The 15,607-nt window shown below is 72.4% G+C and carries 12 protein-coding genes; 10 read left to right on the plus strand and 2 right to left on the minus strand.

The window, feature by feature from the left end; translation table 11 throughout:
* Positions 1–93 precede the first annotated feature (93 nt).
* The 8 genes from IE264_RS19610 to IE264_RS19645 all read left to right on the plus strand — a co-directional run bounded on the left by IE264_RS19610 (position 94) and on the right by IE264_RS19645 (position 11,320).
* Positions 94–1,398 (plus strand): ROK family transcriptional regulator, encoded by a 1,305-nt coding sequence (locus IE264_RS19610; protein WP_032753749.1) that lies wholly within the window; start codon positions 94–96, stop codon positions 1,396–1,398.
* A 354-nt stretch (positions 1,399–1,752) separates the two neighbouring features.
* Positions 1,753–2,256 carry a flavin reductase family protein gene (locus IE264_RS19615; protein ID WP_032753751.1) on the plus strand — a complete coding sequence of 168 codons (504 nt, stop codon included), beginning with the start codon at positions 1,753–1,755 and terminating at the stop codon, positions 2,254–2,256.
* Between the two features lie 74 nt (positions 2,257–2,330).
* On the plus strand, positions 2,331–3,380 hold the full coding sequence (locus tag IE264_RS19620) for an ABC transporter substrate-binding protein (RefSeq protein ID WP_032753752.1): 1,050 nt from the start codon (positions 2,331–2,333) through the stop codon (positions 3,378–3,380).
* Positions 3,377–4,267, plus strand: a complete 891-nt coding sequence (locus IE264_RS19625) for an ABC transporter permease (protein ID WP_032753754.1) — start codon at positions 3,377–3,379, stop codon at positions 4,265–4,267. Before IE264_RS19620 ends, IE264_RS19625 begins: the two co-directional genes overlap by 4 nt.
* Positions 4,243–4,992 (plus strand): ABC transporter ATP-binding protein, encoded by a 750-nt coding sequence (locus tag IE264_RS19630; protein WP_032753755.1) that lies wholly within the window; start codon positions 4,243–4,245, stop codon positions 4,990–4,992. The genes IE264_RS19625 and IE264_RS19630 overlap by 25 nt, the downstream gene beginning before the upstream one ends.
* Positions 4,993–5,037: 45 nt before the next feature.
* Complete coding sequence (locus IE264_RS19635; protein WP_032753756.1) at positions 5,038–6,429, plus strand: LLM class flavin-dependent oxidoreductase; 1,392 nt, start codon at positions 5,038–5,040, stop codon at positions 6,427–6,429.
* A complete protein-coding gene (locus tag IE264_RS19640; protein ID WP_032753759.1) occupies positions 6,426–10,289 on the plus strand; it encodes an ABC transporter ATP-binding protein in 3,864 nt (1,287 codons plus the stop codon). The genes IE264_RS19635 and IE264_RS19640 overlap by 4 nt, the downstream gene beginning before the upstream one ends.
* Positions 10,286–11,320 (plus strand): aldo/keto reductase, encoded by a 1,035-nt coding sequence (locus tag IE264_RS19645; RefSeq protein WP_015612309.1) that lies wholly within the window; start codon positions 10,286–10,288, stop codon positions 11,318–11,320. Before IE264_RS19640 ends, IE264_RS19645 begins: the two co-directional genes overlap by 4 nt.
* A gap of 22 nt (positions 11,321–11,342) precedes the next feature.
* Here the strand turns inward: IE264_RS19645 and IE264_RS19650 are convergent, their stop codons facing one another.
* Together IE264_RS19650 and IE264_RS19655 are read right to left on the minus strand one after the other, a co-directional pair.
* Positions 11,343–12,428, minus strand: coding sequence for a glycoside hydrolase family 5 protein (locus IE264_RS19650; RefSeq protein WP_032753760.1), 1,086 nt, complete (start codon positions 12,426–12,428; stop codon positions 11,343–11,345).
* A gap of 157 nt (positions 12,429–12,585) precedes the next feature.
* The gene (locus IE264_RS19655; RefSeq protein WP_032753761.1) at positions 12,586–12,981 is read right to left on the minus strand and encodes a VOC family protein; all 396 of its coding nucleotides are present in this window, start codon (positions 12,979–12,981) and stop codon (positions 12,586–12,588) included.
* 89 nt (positions 12,982–13,070) lie between these two features.
* Here IE264_RS19655 and IE264_RS19660 point away from each other — a divergent pair, with 89 nt between their 5' ends.
* Together IE264_RS19660 and IE264_RS19665 are read left to right on the plus strand one after the other, a co-directional pair.
* Positions 13,071–14,570: an MFS transporter gene (locus IE264_RS19660; RefSeq protein ID WP_032753762.1), complete on the plus strand. Its 1,500-nt coding sequence runs from the start codon at positions 13,071–13,073 to the stop codon at positions 14,568–14,570.
* On the plus strand, positions 14,567–15,604 hold the full coding sequence (locus IE264_RS19665; protein ID WP_032753763.1) for a glutathione S-transferase family protein: 1,038 nt from the start codon (positions 14,567–14,569) through the stop codon (positions 15,602–15,604). The genes IE264_RS19660 and IE264_RS19665 overlap by 4 nt, the downstream gene beginning before the upstream one ends.
* The last annotated feature ends 3 nt before the right edge of the window (positions 15,605–15,607 follow it).

Here is a 15,607-nt window from a genome sequence, read left to right on the forward strand (position 1 = left end):
AACCCCCCGGCCGCGCCGACGGGTCGAGGTCCGAGGCTCCGCCCGAGAGCCTCCCCGCACGGCCCGCTGCCACCGAGGACCTGGAAGACACCTGTGAAGCGTCTGACTGCGCCCGCCCGCCGCCCCGCCCCGCTGCGCCGCTCCGACATCCCCGCCGCCGGGCCCGCCCGCCGGGTCTCCGGCACCGGCTCCGTGCTGAGCGCGATCCTCGACCACGGGCCGGTCGCCCGCTCCAACGTCGCCCGCCTCACCGGCCTCTCCCCGGCCGCCGTGACCGGCCACGTCGGCCACCTGCTGGCCCGCGGGCTGGTCCGGGAGAGCGCGGAGACCGTCGGGCCCAAGGGCCTCGGCCGCCCCCACATCCCCGTGGAGATCGACACCGGCCGCTATCTCGTCGCCGGGGCGCACGTCGCCGTCGCCCACTCCACCGTCTCCCTCATGGACCTGCGCGGCCGAATCGTCGCCGAGGACCGCCAGCCGCACGCGATCGGCGCGAAGGGCCCGTACGCCACGGTCCCCGGCCGCTCCCCGCGCGGGCTCTCCACCGGTCCCGCGCTGCTGCGGGACCTCGCCGACCGGCTGCCCCGGCTGGTCGACGCACACGCCGCAGGCCGGACCGTCCTCGCCCTGGGCTTCGCCACCGGGCACCGGGTGGACCCCGGTGCCGGAGTCGTCGTCGACCACCCGCACCTGGGCTGGCGGGACGTCCCGGTCCGGGAGATCCTCGAAGCCGCGACCGGGCTGCCCGTCCATGTGGACAGCCACTCCCGGGCGCTGGCCCGCGCCGAGCAGCTCTTCGGCGAGGCGTCGACCCGGGCCAGCACCGTCCTGCTCTTCGTCGGCGCGGTGGTGGACGCGGCGTTCGCCAGCTCCGGGACCATGCATCTGGGCCCCCGCTCCGGCGCGGGCAGCGTCGCCCATCTGCCCCTGGGCTCGGGCGGATCGGGCGGGGCCGAACCGTGCTCCTGCGGCCGGGCCGGCTGCCTCCAGTCGGAGGTCTCCGAGCGGGCCATGGTGCGCCGGGCCACCGAACAGGGCCTGGTCGTCGGCACGTTCACCGAACTCCTCGACCGGGCACTGGCCGGTGACGCCCGGGCGCTCGCCCTGTTCCGGCGGCGGGCCAGACTGGTGGGCCGGGCGGCGGCGCTGCTGCTGGACATGTTCGACCCCGAGGTCCTCGTGGTGGTCGAGCCGGGGGCCGGCCGGATCCCGGAGTGTCTGGCCGATCTGCGGGCCGAGGTGGCCGAGCGGTCCTGGGTCTGCGAGGACCCCGAACGGGCCGTGGTGCCGAGCAGCTTCACCGGATCGGTGCTGGCCACGGCGGGCGGCGCGGTCGCGCTCGGCGCGCTGTACACCGACCCGCTGGGGCCCTGGCCCGCGCTGCCCGCGGTGTCCTGACCGGGAGGTTCAGCAGCCGCGTACGGCCGGCGGGGAATCCGACTTAATTCAGAAAGTTGCATTGTTGACCGGCCCGCCGGCCGAACGGGAAGATGGATCCATGACCAGCCGCCAGCGTATTCAGCAGAGCATGCCCCGCACGGCATGCCGCTGTCGCACGGCTGCGCCGGTGAGGGAATTCTCCCGGCCCTTCTGTTGTCGCCCCTGTCCGGGTCCCCGATAACACTCCGCTGATTCACGGGCGTTCCCCGCGGCCTGCCGCAGCCGGTCGCGTGTCCTTTCCCGCCCGTTTTCCCTTTCCGTGCCGCCGCTCCGCCGCCGCACGCCCTTTTCCGCCTTTCCACTCCGGGAGAGATGTTGACCGTCACCGTTTCCTCGTATGCCGCCGGGTACGCCCCGGACCGTTTCAAGCAGGTGTTCCGCCGCTATCCGGCGGGCGTGGTCGTCGTCACCACCGACTCCGGCCGCGGGCCCGTCGGATTCACCGCCACCTCGCTCACCTCGCTCTCCCTCGACCCGCCGCTGGTCTCCTACGGGATCGGCACCACCACCTCCTCCTGGCCCCATGTCGAACGGGCCGCCTCCACCGTCGTCAACTTCCTCGGCGCCGACCAGGAATCCCTCGCCCGGACCTTCGCCACCAGTGGCATCGACCGGTTCGCCGCCCCGACCTCCTGGCGCCGGCTGCCCGAGGGGGAGCCGGTGCTCGACGGGGTGGCCGGCTGGCTGCGGCTGGAGACCGAACAGATCGTGCCCGCCGGGGACCACCGGATCGTCATCGCCCGGGTCACCGACTCCTGGCTCGACGAGGGCCGCAGCCCGCTGCTCTTCCACAACGGCACCTACCACTCCCTCTGAGCACAGGAACACACCCCATGTCACGTCACGATGCGAACACCAGCTCCGCGGCAAACGCCGAAACGAAATCCGCGATGAAGAGAACCGTGGGCCGCAGATCCTTTCTCGCCCTCGCCACAGGCACGGTTCTGAGCCTCGCCGCCTGCTCCCCGCAGGTGAAGACGACCGCCAGCTCCGAGCCCGCCGGAAAACTCCCCTCGGGCGATCCACCGCCGGGAACGAAACTCACCGTCGCGGTACGCCAGACCAGGCTCCAGCTCGAACCCGCCGGCCTGAAGAAGGACCTCGCCTTCACCGTTTCGGAATGGCCGAACCTGAGCGCGGGCCCCGATATCATCCAGGGGTTCCGGGCCGAGTCCATCGACCTCGCCTCCAATGCGGGAATTCCGCCGATCCAGGCCAAGGCCATCGGCGTCGACACGAAGATCGTCGCGGTCCAGGTGCGCCCCCGGCCCATCTACACCTTCGCCACCGCCCCGGGCTCCGACATCGCTTCGGCCGAGGACTTCCGGGGCAAGAAGATCGGCTTCTCCCAGGGCCAGGCCCAGGGCGTCGTCGTCCTGCGCGCCCTGAAGGCGGCCGGGCTGAAGAACAGCGACGTCCAGCTCGTCGCCCTGCCCAGCACCCAGTTCCTCACCGCCCTGCAGTCCAAGCAGGTCGACGTGGCACCGCTGGGCGAACCGGCCCTCACCAAGTACCTCGACCAGTACGCCAAGGACGGGGCCGCCGCGATCAAGACCGAGGTCGTGGACCTGCTCACCATCCTGTGGGCCCCGGTGGAGGTGCTCAACGACCCGGCGAAGGCCGCCGCCGTCCGCAACTTCATCCCGCTCTGGGCCAAGGGCCTGGTCTGGGCGTGGGAGCACACCGACGAGTGGATCGACACCTATTACGTGAAGGACCAGGGCGTCTCCGTGGCCGACGGCAAGCGCATCGTCTCCTCCCTCAACAAGCCTCAGTTCCCGGTGAGCTGGGACAAGGCCATCGAGTGGGAGCAGGAGACCGCCGACCTGATGGCCGAGGGCGGCTTCGTACCGAAGCAGGACGTCGCCGACCTGTTCGACCGCCGCTTCGAGGGCCTGGCGGCCCAGTCCGTTCCGGCCGAATACCGGGAGACCTCATGACCGACCTGCTGCCCACGGCCCGCACCGGCGGGCCCGCCGTCCTCACCAAGGGTGCGGCGCCCCCGGCCGGCCCGCCCCGGGAGCCCGGCCCCACCGTCGCCCGCGGCACCCGCCGACGGCTCGGCCCCGGCCGGTCCCTCCCCTTCGGCCGGCTCATCGGCCCCGTCCTGCTCGTCGCCCTGTGGTGGGCCGCGTCCGCCTCCGGCTACCTGGACCCGCGCATCCTGTCCGGCCCCGGGAGCGTGATCTCCACCGCCACCGACCTGGTCGCCACCGGCCGCCTCCAGGACAACGTCCTCATCTCCCTCCAGCGCGCCGGGCTCGGCCTGTTCTTCGGTGTCACCAGCGGAGTGCTCCTCGCGGTCGCGGCCGGACTGAGCCGCAGCGGCGAGTACCTGCTGGACGGACCGCTCCAGATCAAGCGGGCCATCCCCTCGCTCGCCATGCTGCCCCTGCTGATCCTCTGGCTCGGCATCGGCGAGGAGATGAAGGTGACCGTCATCGCCCTCGGTGTCGCGGTCAGCATGTACATCAACACCTTCGCCTCCCTGACCTCCATCGACAGCCGGTACGTGGAGCTGGCGGAGGGACTCGACCTCAGCCGCGCCCAGTTCGTCCGCAAGGTCGTCGTCCCCGGCTCGCTGCCCGGCTTCTTCGTCGGTCTGCGCCTCGGTGTCACCTCGTCCTGGCTCGGACTGATCGTCGTCGAGCAGATCAACGCCACCAGCGGCATCGGCTACATGATGTTCCAGGCCCAGCTGTACGCCCAGTCCGACGTGATCATCGTGGGCCTGGTGGCCTACGGGATCTTCGGCTTCGCCTCGGACGCGGGCGTACGCGCCATCGAGAGGAGGGTCCTGTCATGGCGACGCACCCTGGCGGGCTGATCACCGAGGTCCGGCCCGCGGTCCGGACGAAGCGGCTGGTACGGAAGTTCGGCGACCGGATCATCCTCAAGGAGCTGGACCTGACCCTGGCGCCGGGGGAGTTCACCGCCCTCCTCGGCCGCAGCGGATCGGGGAAGTCGACCCTGCTGCGGGCCGTCGCCCGCCTGGACCACACGGTCGAGGGATCCGGTGAACTCACCGTCCCCGAACGGGTGTCGCTCTCCTTCCAGGACTCCCGGCTGCTGCCCTGGCTCCGGGTCCTGGACAACGTGACCCTCGGGCTGCGCGGCCCCGGCGCCCGCGAGCGCGGCCTCACCGCCCTGGCGGAGGTCGGCCTCGCCGGCCGCGACCGCTCCTGGCCGCACGAGCTCTCCGGCGGCGAACAACAGCGCGCCGCGCTCGCCCGTGCCCTGGTCCGCGAACCCGAACTCCTCCTGGCCGACGAGCCGTTCGGCGCCCTCGACGCGCTGACCCGGATCAAGATGCACGGCCTGCTCCGCGAACTGTACGAACGCCACCGCCCCGCGCTGCTCCTGGTCACCCACGACGTCGACGAGGCCGTCGAACTCGCCGACCGGGTCCTGGTCCTGGAGGAGGGGCTGATCTCCGTCGACCTCGCCATCGACCTGCCGACCCCGCGCTCCCGGCGCGACGCCCGCTTCCAGGAGTACCGGGACACCCTGCTCACGGCCCTCGGGGTGGCGCAGCCGCCGCCGACCGCCTGAACCACCCGCCGCGCGCGTCCACCCCGCACCCTTCTGGAGACACCCATGCCCTCCGCCAAGTCCCGCAAGCCGCTCCACCTCAACGCCTTCCTCATGTCCACCGGACACCACGAGGCGTCCTGGCGGCTCCCCGAGAGCCCCGCCGAGGCGGGCTCCGACATCGAGCACTACAAGAACCTCGCCCGGATAGCCGAACGCGGCCGCCTGGACTCCCTCTTCCTCGCCGACAGCCCGGTCCTCATGGGCGACCCCGGCCGCCGCCCGGCCGCCAAGCTGGAGCCCACCGTCCTGCTCACCGCGCTGGCCGGGGCCACCGAGCACATCGGGCTCATCGCCACCGCCTCCACCAGCTACAACGAGCCCTACAACCTGGCCCGCCGGTTCGCCTCCCTGGACCACGTCTCCGGCGGCCGGGCCGGCTGGAACATCGTCACCACCGCCGGGGCCGACGCCGCCCGCAACTTCGGCCTGGACGACACCCCGCTGCACCGCGAGCGCTACCGCCGCGCCGCCGAGTTCGTCGAGGTCTCCACCAAGCTCTGGGACAGCTGGGCGGACGACGCCGTCGTCGCCGACAAGGAGAGCGGCGTCCACGCGCTGGCCGAACGGGTCCGGGCCATCGGGCACCGAGGCGAGTTCTTCCGCGTCGACGGACCCCTCAACGTCCAGCGCCCGCCGCAGGGTTACCCCCTGCTCGTGCAGGCCGGATCCAGCGAGGACGGCAAGGACTTCGCCGCCCGGTACGCCGAGGCGGTCTTCACCGCCCAGCAGACCCTGGAGGAGGGCATCGCCTTCTACAAGGACGTCAAGGCACGGGCCGTGGCGCTCGGCCGCGACCCGGACGGCATCAAGATCCTACCCGGCATCGTCCCCGTCATCGGCGACACCGAGGCCGAGGCCCGCGAGCTGGACGCCGAGCTCGACCGCCTCATCGTCCCCGAGTACGCCAAACGACAGCTCGCCCTGCGCCTCAAGATCGCCCCGGACGACCTGGACCTGGACGCCGAACTCCCCGAGGACATCCCCACCGAGGACGAGATCGAGGGCGCCAAGAGCCGCTACACCCTCATCGTGGAGCTGGCCCGCCGCGAGCACCTGACCGTACGGCAGCTCATCGGGCGGCTCGGCGGCGGACGCGGCCACCGCACCTTCGCCGGCACCGCCGAGCAGGTCGCCGACACCATCGAGCACTGGTACGACAGCGGGGCCGCCGACGGGTTCAACATCATGCCCGCCGTGCTCCCCTCCGGCCTGGAGGTCTTCGTCGACCGGGTCGTGCCGATCCTCCAGGAGCGCGGCCTCTTCCGCACCGAGTACACCGGCGCCACCCTGCGCGACCACTACGGCCTGCCGCGCCCCGCCAACCGGCTGTTCGACGAGATCGACCCGGCCGCCGCCCACACCGGCATCGGCCTGGCCGCGGCGGGGGCCCGGTGACCGACTGTACGACGCGCAGCGGTGCCGGACCCGGGCAGCGGCCGGGGTCCGGCACCGCACAGCCGCCCGACGCAGCCCCACCCGCACCCGGCTGGGCCCGCCGGCTGCTCGCCTACTGCCTGCGCCACCGCACCGACCTGCTCCTCGCCTTCGGCGCCGCACTCGTCGCCGCCGTCGCCACCGCCACCCTGCCCCTGGTCCTGCGCCATGTGGTGGACGGGGTGGCCGGGGGCACCACCACCTCCCTGACCCCCTGGATCGGCCTGCTCGCCGCGCTCGGCGCCGTACGCTTCGGCGCGAGCTTCACCCGCCGCTACCGCTCCGGGCGGCTCTCCCTCGGCGTCCAGTACGACCTGCGCAACGACGCCTTCGCCGCCCTCCTGCGGCTCGGCGGCGCCCAGCAGGACGGGCTGCGCACCGGACAGGTGGTGAGCCGGTCCATCTCCGACATCACCCTCATCCAGACCCTCCTGCAGTTCCTGCCGAACCTCACGGGCAACGTCCTGATGTTCGTCTTCTCGCTGCTCTTCATGGCCTGCCTCTCGCCCCTGCTCACCGTCGTCGCGCTGATCGTCGGACCGCTGCTCTACGCCATCGCCCTGCGCAGCCGCCGCGACCTCTTCCCCGCCAACTGGCACGCCCAGCAGGAGGCCGCCGAGGTCGCCTCCACCGTCGAGGCGACCGTCACCGGCGTCCGGGTCGTCAAGGGCTTCGGCCAGGAGAGCCGGGAGCTGACCGGCCTGGAGGAGCGCGCCCGCACCCTGTTCGCCTCCCGGCTGCGCGTCGTCCGCTTCACCAGCCGCTACAACCCGGCGCTCCAGGCGGTCCCCGCCCTCGGCCAGGTCGCCGTCCTCGCCCTCGGCGGCTGGATGGCCCTGCACGGCCGGATCTCGCTCGGCACCTTCCTCGCCTTCACCACCTATCTGGGCTCCTTCGTCACCCCCGTACGCCAGGTCGCCACCCTGCTCACCGTCTGGCAGCAGGCCCGCGCGGGAGCCGAACGCGTCCTGGAGGTCGTCGACGAGGCCCCGGCCGTCACCGACGTGCCGGACGCCCGCGAGCTGCCCGACGACCCCGAGCACCCGCCTGCCCTCTCCTGGCGGGACGTCACCTTCGGTTACGGGGACGAGGCGCCGCTCCTGGACGGTTTCACGCTCGACGTCCGCCCCGGCGAGACGGTCGCCCTGATCGGCTCGGCCGGCTCGGGCAAGTCCACCGCCGCCGCCCTGCTGCCCCGGTTCTACGACGTACCCTCCGGATCGGTCACCGTCGGCGGCACCGACGTACGCGAACTGACCCTCGCCTCGCTCCGCTCCCGGATCGGCTATGTCTTCGAGGAGAGCCTGCTGCTCTCCGACACCGTCCGCGCCAACATCGCCTACGGGGCCCCGGACGCCACGGACGAACAGATCCGCGAGGCGGCCAGGGTCGCCCGCGCCGACGAGTTCGTCGAACGCCTCCCCAAGGGGTACGACACCGTCGTCGGCGAACAGGGCCTCACCCTCTCCGGCGGCCAGCGCCAGCGCATCGCGCTCGCCCGCGCCCTCGCCGCGGACCCGGCCGTCCTCGTCCTGGACGACGCCACCTCCGCCATCGACGCCCGGGTCGAGGCCCAGATCCACGCCCGGCTGCACGAGGCGACCCGGCGCCGTACGACGCTGATCGTCGCCCACCGCCGCTCCACCCTGGAGCTCGCCGACCGGATCGCGGTGCTGGACGGCGGCCGCGTCACCGACACCGGAACCCTGGACGAACTCCGCTCCCGGTCCGCCCTGTTCCGTACGCTGCTGTCGACGGCCGAACCCACGGCTTCCGAACCCGTGCCCGAGGCCCCGGCCGGCGGGGTGACCGAGGACCTGTGGCACCGCGAGGCGGCCGGAGCCGCCGACACCGAGGAGGGCACCGCCGTCCGCGCCGCCCAGGCGCTCGCCGAGGCCGCCGCCACCTCCGGACCCGGTCGCGGCGGACCCGGCGGCGGGGTGCTCGGCTCGGCCCCGCCCAGTCCGGAGCTGATCGCCGGCCTCGCCCGCCTCCCGCTGCCCGAGGCCGACCCGAAGGTGACCACCGCCCAAGCGGTCGCCGCCGACCGGGAGTTCCACCTCGGCACTCTGCTGCGCCCCTTCCTTCTCCCGCTCCTCCTGGGGCTGCTGCTCGTCGCCCTGGACGCGGCCGCGCAGATCGCCGTCCCCGTCCTCGTACGCCACGGGGTGGACCACGGGGTCGCCCGGCAGGCCGGGGGAGTCCTCCTGGCGGCTGCCGCCGTCGCGGGACTGGTCGTCGCGGTGAACTGGCTGATCGGGGTGGCCCAGGTCCGCACCACCGGACGCACCGGCGAGCGGCTCCTCTACACCCTCCGGGTGAAGACCTTCGCCCAGCTCCAGCGGCTCGGCCTGGACTACTACGAGCGCGAGCTCGGCGGCCGGATCATGACCCGGATGACCACGGACGTGGACGCCCTGTCCACCTTCCTCCAGACCGGCCTGATCACCGCCGTCGTCAGCCTGTTGACCGTCCTCGGCGTGCTCGTCACGCTCCTGGTCATCGACGCGGGCCTCGCCGTCGTCCTGCTCGTCGCCCTCCCCGTCCTGATCGCCGCGACCGCCCTCTTCCGCCACTACTCGGTGCCCGCCTACCGGGAGGCGAGGGAGCGCGTCAGCGCGGTCAACGCCTGCCTCCAGGAGAACGTGACCGCGATCCGGGTCACCCAGGCGTTCCGCCGCGAGCAGCACAACGCCCGCGACTTCGCCGAACTGGCCTGGGGATTCAGGGACTCACGGCTGCGCGCCCAGCGGTACATGGGCACGTTCTTCCCGTTCGTGGAGTTCCTCGGGACCCTGTCGACCGCCGCCGTCCTGGTCGTCGGCGCGGGCCAGGTGCGCTCCGGCGAGCTGAGCGCGGGCACGCTCATCGCCTTCCTCCTCTACGTGGAGCTGTTCTTCTCACCGATCCAGCAGCTCTCGCAGGTCTTCGACGGCTATCAGCAGGCGGTGATCGGCCTCGGCCGCCTCCGCTCCCTGATGCGCACCCCGGCCGGCACTCCTGCGGCCGAACAGCCGCTCGCTGTCGGCAGGTTGCGCGGCGAGGTCGAGTTCGACGAGGTGTCCTTCGGTTACGCGGGGGGCGGCGGCCAGGAGGTCCTGCACGGGCTGCGGCTCCGCATCGCCCCCGGCGAGACCGTCGCCCTGGTCGGGGCGACCGGAGCGGGCAAGTCCACCGTCGTCAAGTTGCTGGCCCGCTTCTACGACCCGACCGCAGGGACCGTACGCGTCGACGGCCACGACCTGCGCGACCTCGACCCGGCCGGCTACCGGCGGCGCCTCGGCCTCGTCCCCCAGGAGCCCCATCTCTTCAGCGGCACCGTGCGGGACGCCATCGCCTACGGGCGCCCCGAAGCCACCGACGCCGAGGTGGAGAGCGCCGCCCGCGCGGTGGGCGCGCACGAGATGATCGCCGGGCTCCGGCTCGGCTATCTCCAGCAGGTGGGGGAGCGGGGCCGCAACCTGTCCGCCGGACAGCGCCAGCTCCTCGCCCTGGCCAGGGCCGAACTCGTGGACCCGGACGTGCTGTTGCTGGACGAGGCCACCGCCTCGCTCGACCTGGCCACCGAACGCCGGGTCGCCGCAGCGACGGACGCCCTGTGCCGTCGCCGTACGACCGTGGTCGTCGCCCACCGGCTGACCACCGCCGCCCGCGCCGACCGGGTGGTCGTCCTCGACGCCGGAGCCGTCGTGGAGAGCGGCACCCACACCGAACTCCTCGCGGCGCGGGGCCCGTATCACCGCCTGTGGGAGGCCTTCCGGCAGACGCCGCAGGACCACCCCGACACCACCAGTCAGCTCGTCAAGGAGAGTGCAGGATGACCGAATACCGCAACCTCGGCCGCACCGGCGTCCAGGTCAGCCCCCTCGCGCTGGGCACCATGATGTTCGGCGCCCGGGGCAACACCGATCACGACGACAGCGTCCGGATCATCCACCACGCCCTGGACTCCGGCATCAACTTCGTGGACACCGCCGACGTCTACTCGCAGGGCGAGTCGGAGACCATCGTCGGCAAGGCGCTCGCGGGCGGCCGGCGCGACAACGTGGTGCTGGCCACCAAGTTCCACGGCCGGCTGGGCGACGACCCCAACGAGTTCGGCAACAGCCGCCGTTGGATCATCCGCGAGGTGGAGAACAGCCTGCGCCGCCTCGGTACGGAGTGGATCGACCTCTACCAGGTCCACCGCCCCGAGCCGGACACCGACTTCGACGAGACGCTCGGCGCCCTGACCGACCTGGTCCGCCAGGGAAAGATCCGCTACATCGGCACCTCCACCTTCGAGCCCTCCGCGATCGTGGAGGGCCAGTGGATCGCCGAGCGCCGGGGCCGCGAGCGGGTCGTCGCCGAGCAGCCCCCGTACTCGCTGCTCGCCCGGGGCATCGAGCGCGAGGTGCTGCCGGTGGCGCAGCGGTACGGGCTCGGCGTGCTGTCCTGGAGCCCGCTGGCCGGCGGCTGGCTGACCGGCCGCTACCGCAAGGGCGCCGAGCAGCCGGCCTCCAGCCGCGCCGAGCGCCAGGCCGCCCGGTTCGACATCGCCGCGCCCGAGAACGCGGCCAAGCTGGAGGCGGCCGACGCCCTCGCGGCCCTGGCGGACGAGGCCGGCCTCACCCTCGTCCAACTCGCCCTGGCCTTCGTACTGGAGCACCCGGCCGTCACCTCGGCGATCATCGGGCCGCGCACCTTCGAGCAGCTGGAGAGCCAGCTCGGCGCCGACAAGGTGAGGCTGAGCCGGGACGTCCTCGACCGGATCGACGAGATCGTCCCGCCCGGCACCAACCTGTCGGCGCGCGACGCCGGTTACACCCCGGCGGTCCTCACCGACGCCTCCCTGCGCCGCCGTACGGCCTGACGGCGAAGGACGGGGGCCGGGGTCACTGGCGGATGCGGTCGCGGATCCAGACCCCGGCCTCCTTCAGGACCCCGGTCCCCGTCCAGTTGGAACCGTTGCAGGTACCGGTCTTGAAGACGGCACCGGAGCGGTGGTCGTCGGAGTAGTTCCAGTTGGTCCAGGAGATCTTCTTGCGCTTCATCAGATCGAGGTAGCGCTGCGACATCGCGAAGTCGTTGGCGCCCTCGCCCGCGTAGTTCTGCGTCCCGAACTCGGTGACGAAGACGGGCAGCCGGTCGGAGGCCCGGTCCAGGGCGCTGAGGTACTCCTCGCGGTGCGAGGCCGCGTAGAAGTGGAAGGTGTACATGATGTTCGAGGCGCGGACCGGGTTGTTCACGACCTCCGACTCGTTGGAGCCCTCGGAGACCCCGAACGAGGACCAGGCGCGCGTCCCGACCAGGACCACCGCGTCGGGGTCCTGCGCCCGGATCACCGGAATGATCTGCTCGGAGTAGGATTTGATGGCCGACCAGCTCACCCCGGAGGGCTCGTTGGCGATCTCGTAGAGCACGCCCGGGTGGTCCTTGTACTTCTTCGCCATCGCGGTGAAGAAGGTCTTGGCCCGCGCGAGGTTCGCGTTGGGATCGCCCGGCGAGAGCATGTGCCAGTCGATGACCGCGTACATGCCGCGCGCGTGCGCCGCGTCGATGAACTTCTGCGCCCGCGCGGTGAACCCGGCCGGGTCGGTCTCGTACCCGCCCTCCTGTACGTAGGTGGAGACGCGCAGCACATCGGCGCGCCAGTCGGTGGCCAGGGCGTTGAGCGACCCGTCGGTGACGCACTGGGCGTACCACTGGGTGCCGTGGGTGCTCATGCCGTTGAGGGCGACGGCCTGGCCTGAGGCGTTACAGAGCTGCCGGCCGCAGACGGAGAGCTGGCCGTTGGCCGCGAGCGGCGTCGCGGCTTTGGCCGTGGGGGCGGCGGGGGCCGGGGCGGCACCCGCCCGGACGGGGGCCAGGAGTGCGGTGACCACGCCGAGCGCGGACGCGGCGAGCAGGGCCTTTCGGGCGAATCGTCGTCGGCCGGCCGTGGGGGTGGGCTCGGTGGGGGGAGTGGTGCGCTGGTGCATGGTGGTGCTCCCTTCGGATGGGGGTGGGAGGCGCCATGGCGGCAGAACTGAAAGTAAAGCTTCCTTCCAATTGGCGCAACAGTGTTGGGAAACTTTCCTGTCTATTGAGCCCAAGAGAAAAGGGGCCCCGAAGAGCCCCTGGGTTCCCCCCTGCTGCTCAGCTCACCGGCAGCGGGTACACCGCCAGCGAGAACGAGTGGCCCGCCGGATCCCCGTACACCCGGACATCGCGCGGACCGCTGTTGCTGTCACCGGTGTCGACGGGCCTGGCCCCGAGCGATATCGCCTCGCGCTCGGCCTCGTCGATGTCGTCGCTGCTCACCAGGATCCGCAGATGCGCCTGCTGGGAGTCCTCCGGGCGGGGCCAGCTCGGCGGTGCGTAGCCGTGGTCCCGGCGGATCGCCAGCCGGACACCTTCGTTGCCGACGATCTCCACGAAGTCGGGGTCGGAGCCGATCCGTACCTCCGCGTCGAGCAGACCGGCGTAGAACTCGGCCAGCTCCATGGGTTCGGCACAGTCAAGGACGAGGACGCTCGTTTTCTCCACAGTCATGCGGGAACAGGTACCCCCGGCCGTCCCGGACACGCCGTGCCCCGGACGTCCGGATGAGGAAACACCCGGCCCGACCTAAGGTGCGAACCATGGCACAGAGCGCGGCGCATCCCGGCCCGGCCGGACGCGACGCCGCCCCCGGCGGCCCCGACCCCCGGCGCTGGAAGGCGCTGGCGGTCTGCCTGGTGGCGGGCTTCATGACCCTGCTGGACGTCTCCATCGTCAATGTGGCCCTCCCGTCCATCCGCGAAGGGCTGAACACCCCCGAGTCCGACCTCCAATGGGTGCTCTCCGGCTACGCCCTCGCCTTCGGCCTCTTCCTGATCCCCTCGGGACGCCTCGGCGACGCGCGCGGACGAAGGGCGGTCTTCATGGCGGGGCTCGCCCTCTTCACCCTCGCCTCCGCCGCCTGCGGAGCCGCCCAGTCCAGCATGTGGCTGGTGATCGCCCGTCTGGTCCAGGGCATCGCGGGCGGTCTGATCTCCCCGCAGATCTCCGCGCTGATCCAGCAGATGTTCTCCGGGCGCGAGCGCGGCCGCGCCTTCGGCATGTTCGGCACGGTCGTCGGCATCTCGACCGCCGTGGGCCCGCTCCTCGGCGGCCTGCTGATCCAGGCGGCGGGCCCCGACCACGGCTGGCGCTGGGTCTTCTACGTCAACCTCCCGCTCGGCGTCGTCTGCCTCCTGCTGGCCCGCCGGCTGCTCCCGGACACCCCGTCCGCGGGCCGGGTCCGGCCGCGCGATCTGGACCCGGTCGGCGTCGCCCTCCTGGGCGCCGGTGTGCTGGCCCTGCTGCTGCCGTTCGTCCAGGCCCAGCAGTGGCAGGGCAACGGCAAGTGGCTGCTGGTCGTGCTCGCGGCCGCCCTGCTCGCGGCCTTCGTCGCCTGGGAGGCCCGGTGCACGGGCGGCCCCACCCACCCGGTCCTGGACCTCGCGCTGTTCCGGCTGCGCTCCTACTGGCTGGGGTGCCTGCTGATCCTGTTCTACTTCGCGGGGTTCACCTCGATCTTCTTCGTCACGACCCTCTACCTCCAGTCCGGTCTCGGCTACTCCGCACTCCAGGCCGGACTCGCCATCACCCCCTTCGCCCTCGGCTCCGGGGTCGCGGCGTCGATCGGCGGCCGGCTCGTCGGGCGGTTCGGCCGCCCGCTGGTGGTGGCCGGACTCACGATGGTCGCGCTCGGCCTCGCGGGCACCGCGCTCGCCGTCCACCTGGTCCCCGGCAGCGGCGCGGGCTGGGCGATGGCCGCCCCGCTGCTCCTCGCCGGGCTCGGCAGCGGCCTGGTGATCGCCCCGAACCAGACGCTCACCCTCGCCGAGGTGCCCGTACCCCGGGCCGGGAGCGCCGGGGGCACCCTCCAGACCGGGCAGCGGGTCGGCTCCGCGGTCGGGATCGCCGCCGTGGGCGCGGTGTTCTTCGCCCAGGTCGGCCCGGAGGGCTGGGCGGACGCGTACGACCACGGGCTGATCGTCTCGGTCGCCTTCGTGCTGGCCGCCCTGATCGTGGCCCTTGCCGACGTCGGAGCCGACCGGCGGGGCAGACGACGTGAACGGACCGAACACACCGACCCGACGAGGAGCGCGGCATGAGCGACACATCCGAGAAGAGCGCCGGGAGCGACGGCAACACCTCCTACGGCCACAAGCCGTTCAAGCGGTCCCGCAGCCACTTCGCCGACCGCATCACCGCCGACGGCCGCGACGGATGGCCCGTCGAGGCGGGCCGCTGCCGGCTCGTCGTCAGCCGGGCCTGCCCCTGGGCCGGCCGCTCCCTGGTCTCCCGGCGCCTCCTCGGCCTGGAGGACGCCCTCTCCCTCGCCGTCACCGATCCCATCCAGGACGACCGCAGCTGGCGCTTCACCCTCGACCCGGGCGGCAAGGACCCGGTGCTCGGCATCCGCTACCTGAGCGAGGCGTACGACGCCCGGGAACACGACTACCCCGGGGGTGTCAGTGTGCCCGCGATCGTCGACGTACCGAGCGGCAAGCTGGTCACCAACGACTACCAGCAGATCACCCTGGACCTCGCCACCGAGTGGACCGCCCTGCACCGCCCCGGCGCCCCCGACCTCTACCCCGAGCCGCTGCGCGCGGAGATCGACGAGGTCATGGAGGGCATCTACCGGGACGTCAACAACGGCGTCTACAAGGCCGGGTTCGCCAGCGGCCAGCAGGAGTACGACGAGGCGTACGAGGCCCTGTTCGCCCGCCTCGACCAGGTCTCCGCCCGTCTCGCGGACCGTCGCTACCTGGTCGGCGACACCATCACCGAGGCCGACATCCGCCTCTTCACCACCCTGGTCCGCTTCGACGCGGTCTACCACGGCCACTTCAAGTGCAACCGTACGAAGATCACCGAGGACGCCGTCCTGTGGGCGTACGTCCGCGACCTCTACCAGACCCCCGGGTTCGGGGACACGGTCGACTTCGACCACATCAAGCGCCACTACTACCAGGTGCATACGGGCATCAACCCGACCGGCATCGTCCCCCTCGGCCCCGACCTCTCCGGCTGGACCACCCCGCACCACCGCGAACAGCTCGGCGGCCGCCCGTTCGGCGACGGCACCCCGCCGGGGCCCGTACCTTCCGGGGAGGACGTCACCCCGGCCGAGCAGGTCTGACCC

The organism is Streptomyces microflavus (assembly GCF_014650075.1).
Classification (GTDB): domain Bacteria; phylum Actinomycetota; class Actinomycetes; order Streptomycetales; family Streptomycetaceae; genus Streptomyces; species Streptomyces microflavus.

Bases quoted from the DNA above. Each gene is read 5' to 3' on its own strand.
- IE264_RS19615 (WP_032753751.1), top strand. From the start codon at position 1,753: ATGTTGACCGTCACCGTTTCCTCGTATGCCGCCGGGTACGCCCCGGAC.
- IE264_RS19620 (WP_032753752.1), top strand. From the start codon at position 2,331: ATGAAGAGAACCGTGGGCCGCAGATCCTTTCTCGCCCTCGCCACAGGC.
- IE264_RS19625 (WP_032753754.1), top strand. From the start codon at position 3,377: ATGACCGACCTGCTGCCCACGGCCCGCACCGGCGGGCCCGCCGTCCTC.
- IE264_RS19630 (WP_032753755.1), top strand. From the start codon at position 4,243: ATGGCGACGCACCCTGGCGGGCTGATCACCGAGGTCCGGCCCGCGGTC.
- IE264_RS19635 (WP_032753756.1), top strand. From the start codon at position 5,038: ATGCCCTCCGCCAAGTCCCGCAAGCCGCTCCACCTCAACGCCTTCCTC.
- IE264_RS19645 (WP_015612309.1), top strand. From the start codon at position 10,286: ATGACCGAATACCGCAACCTCGGCCGCACCGGCGTCCAGGTCAGCCCC.
- IE264_RS19650 (WP_032753760.1), bottom strand. From the start codon at position 12,428: ATGCACCAGCGCACCACTCCCCCCACCGAGCCCACCCCCACGGCCGGC.
- IE264_RS19655 (WP_032753761.1), bottom strand. From the start codon at position 12,981: ATGACTGTGGAGAAAACGAGCGTCCTCGTCCTTGACTGTGCCGAACCC.
- IE264_RS19660 (WP_032753762.1), top strand. From the start codon at position 13,071: ATGGCACAGAGCGCGGCGCATCCCGGCCCGGCCGGACGCGACGCCGCC.
- IE264_RS19665 (WP_032753763.1), top strand. From the start codon at position 14,567: ATGAGCGACACATCCGAGAAGAGCGCCGGGAGCGACGGCAACACCTCC.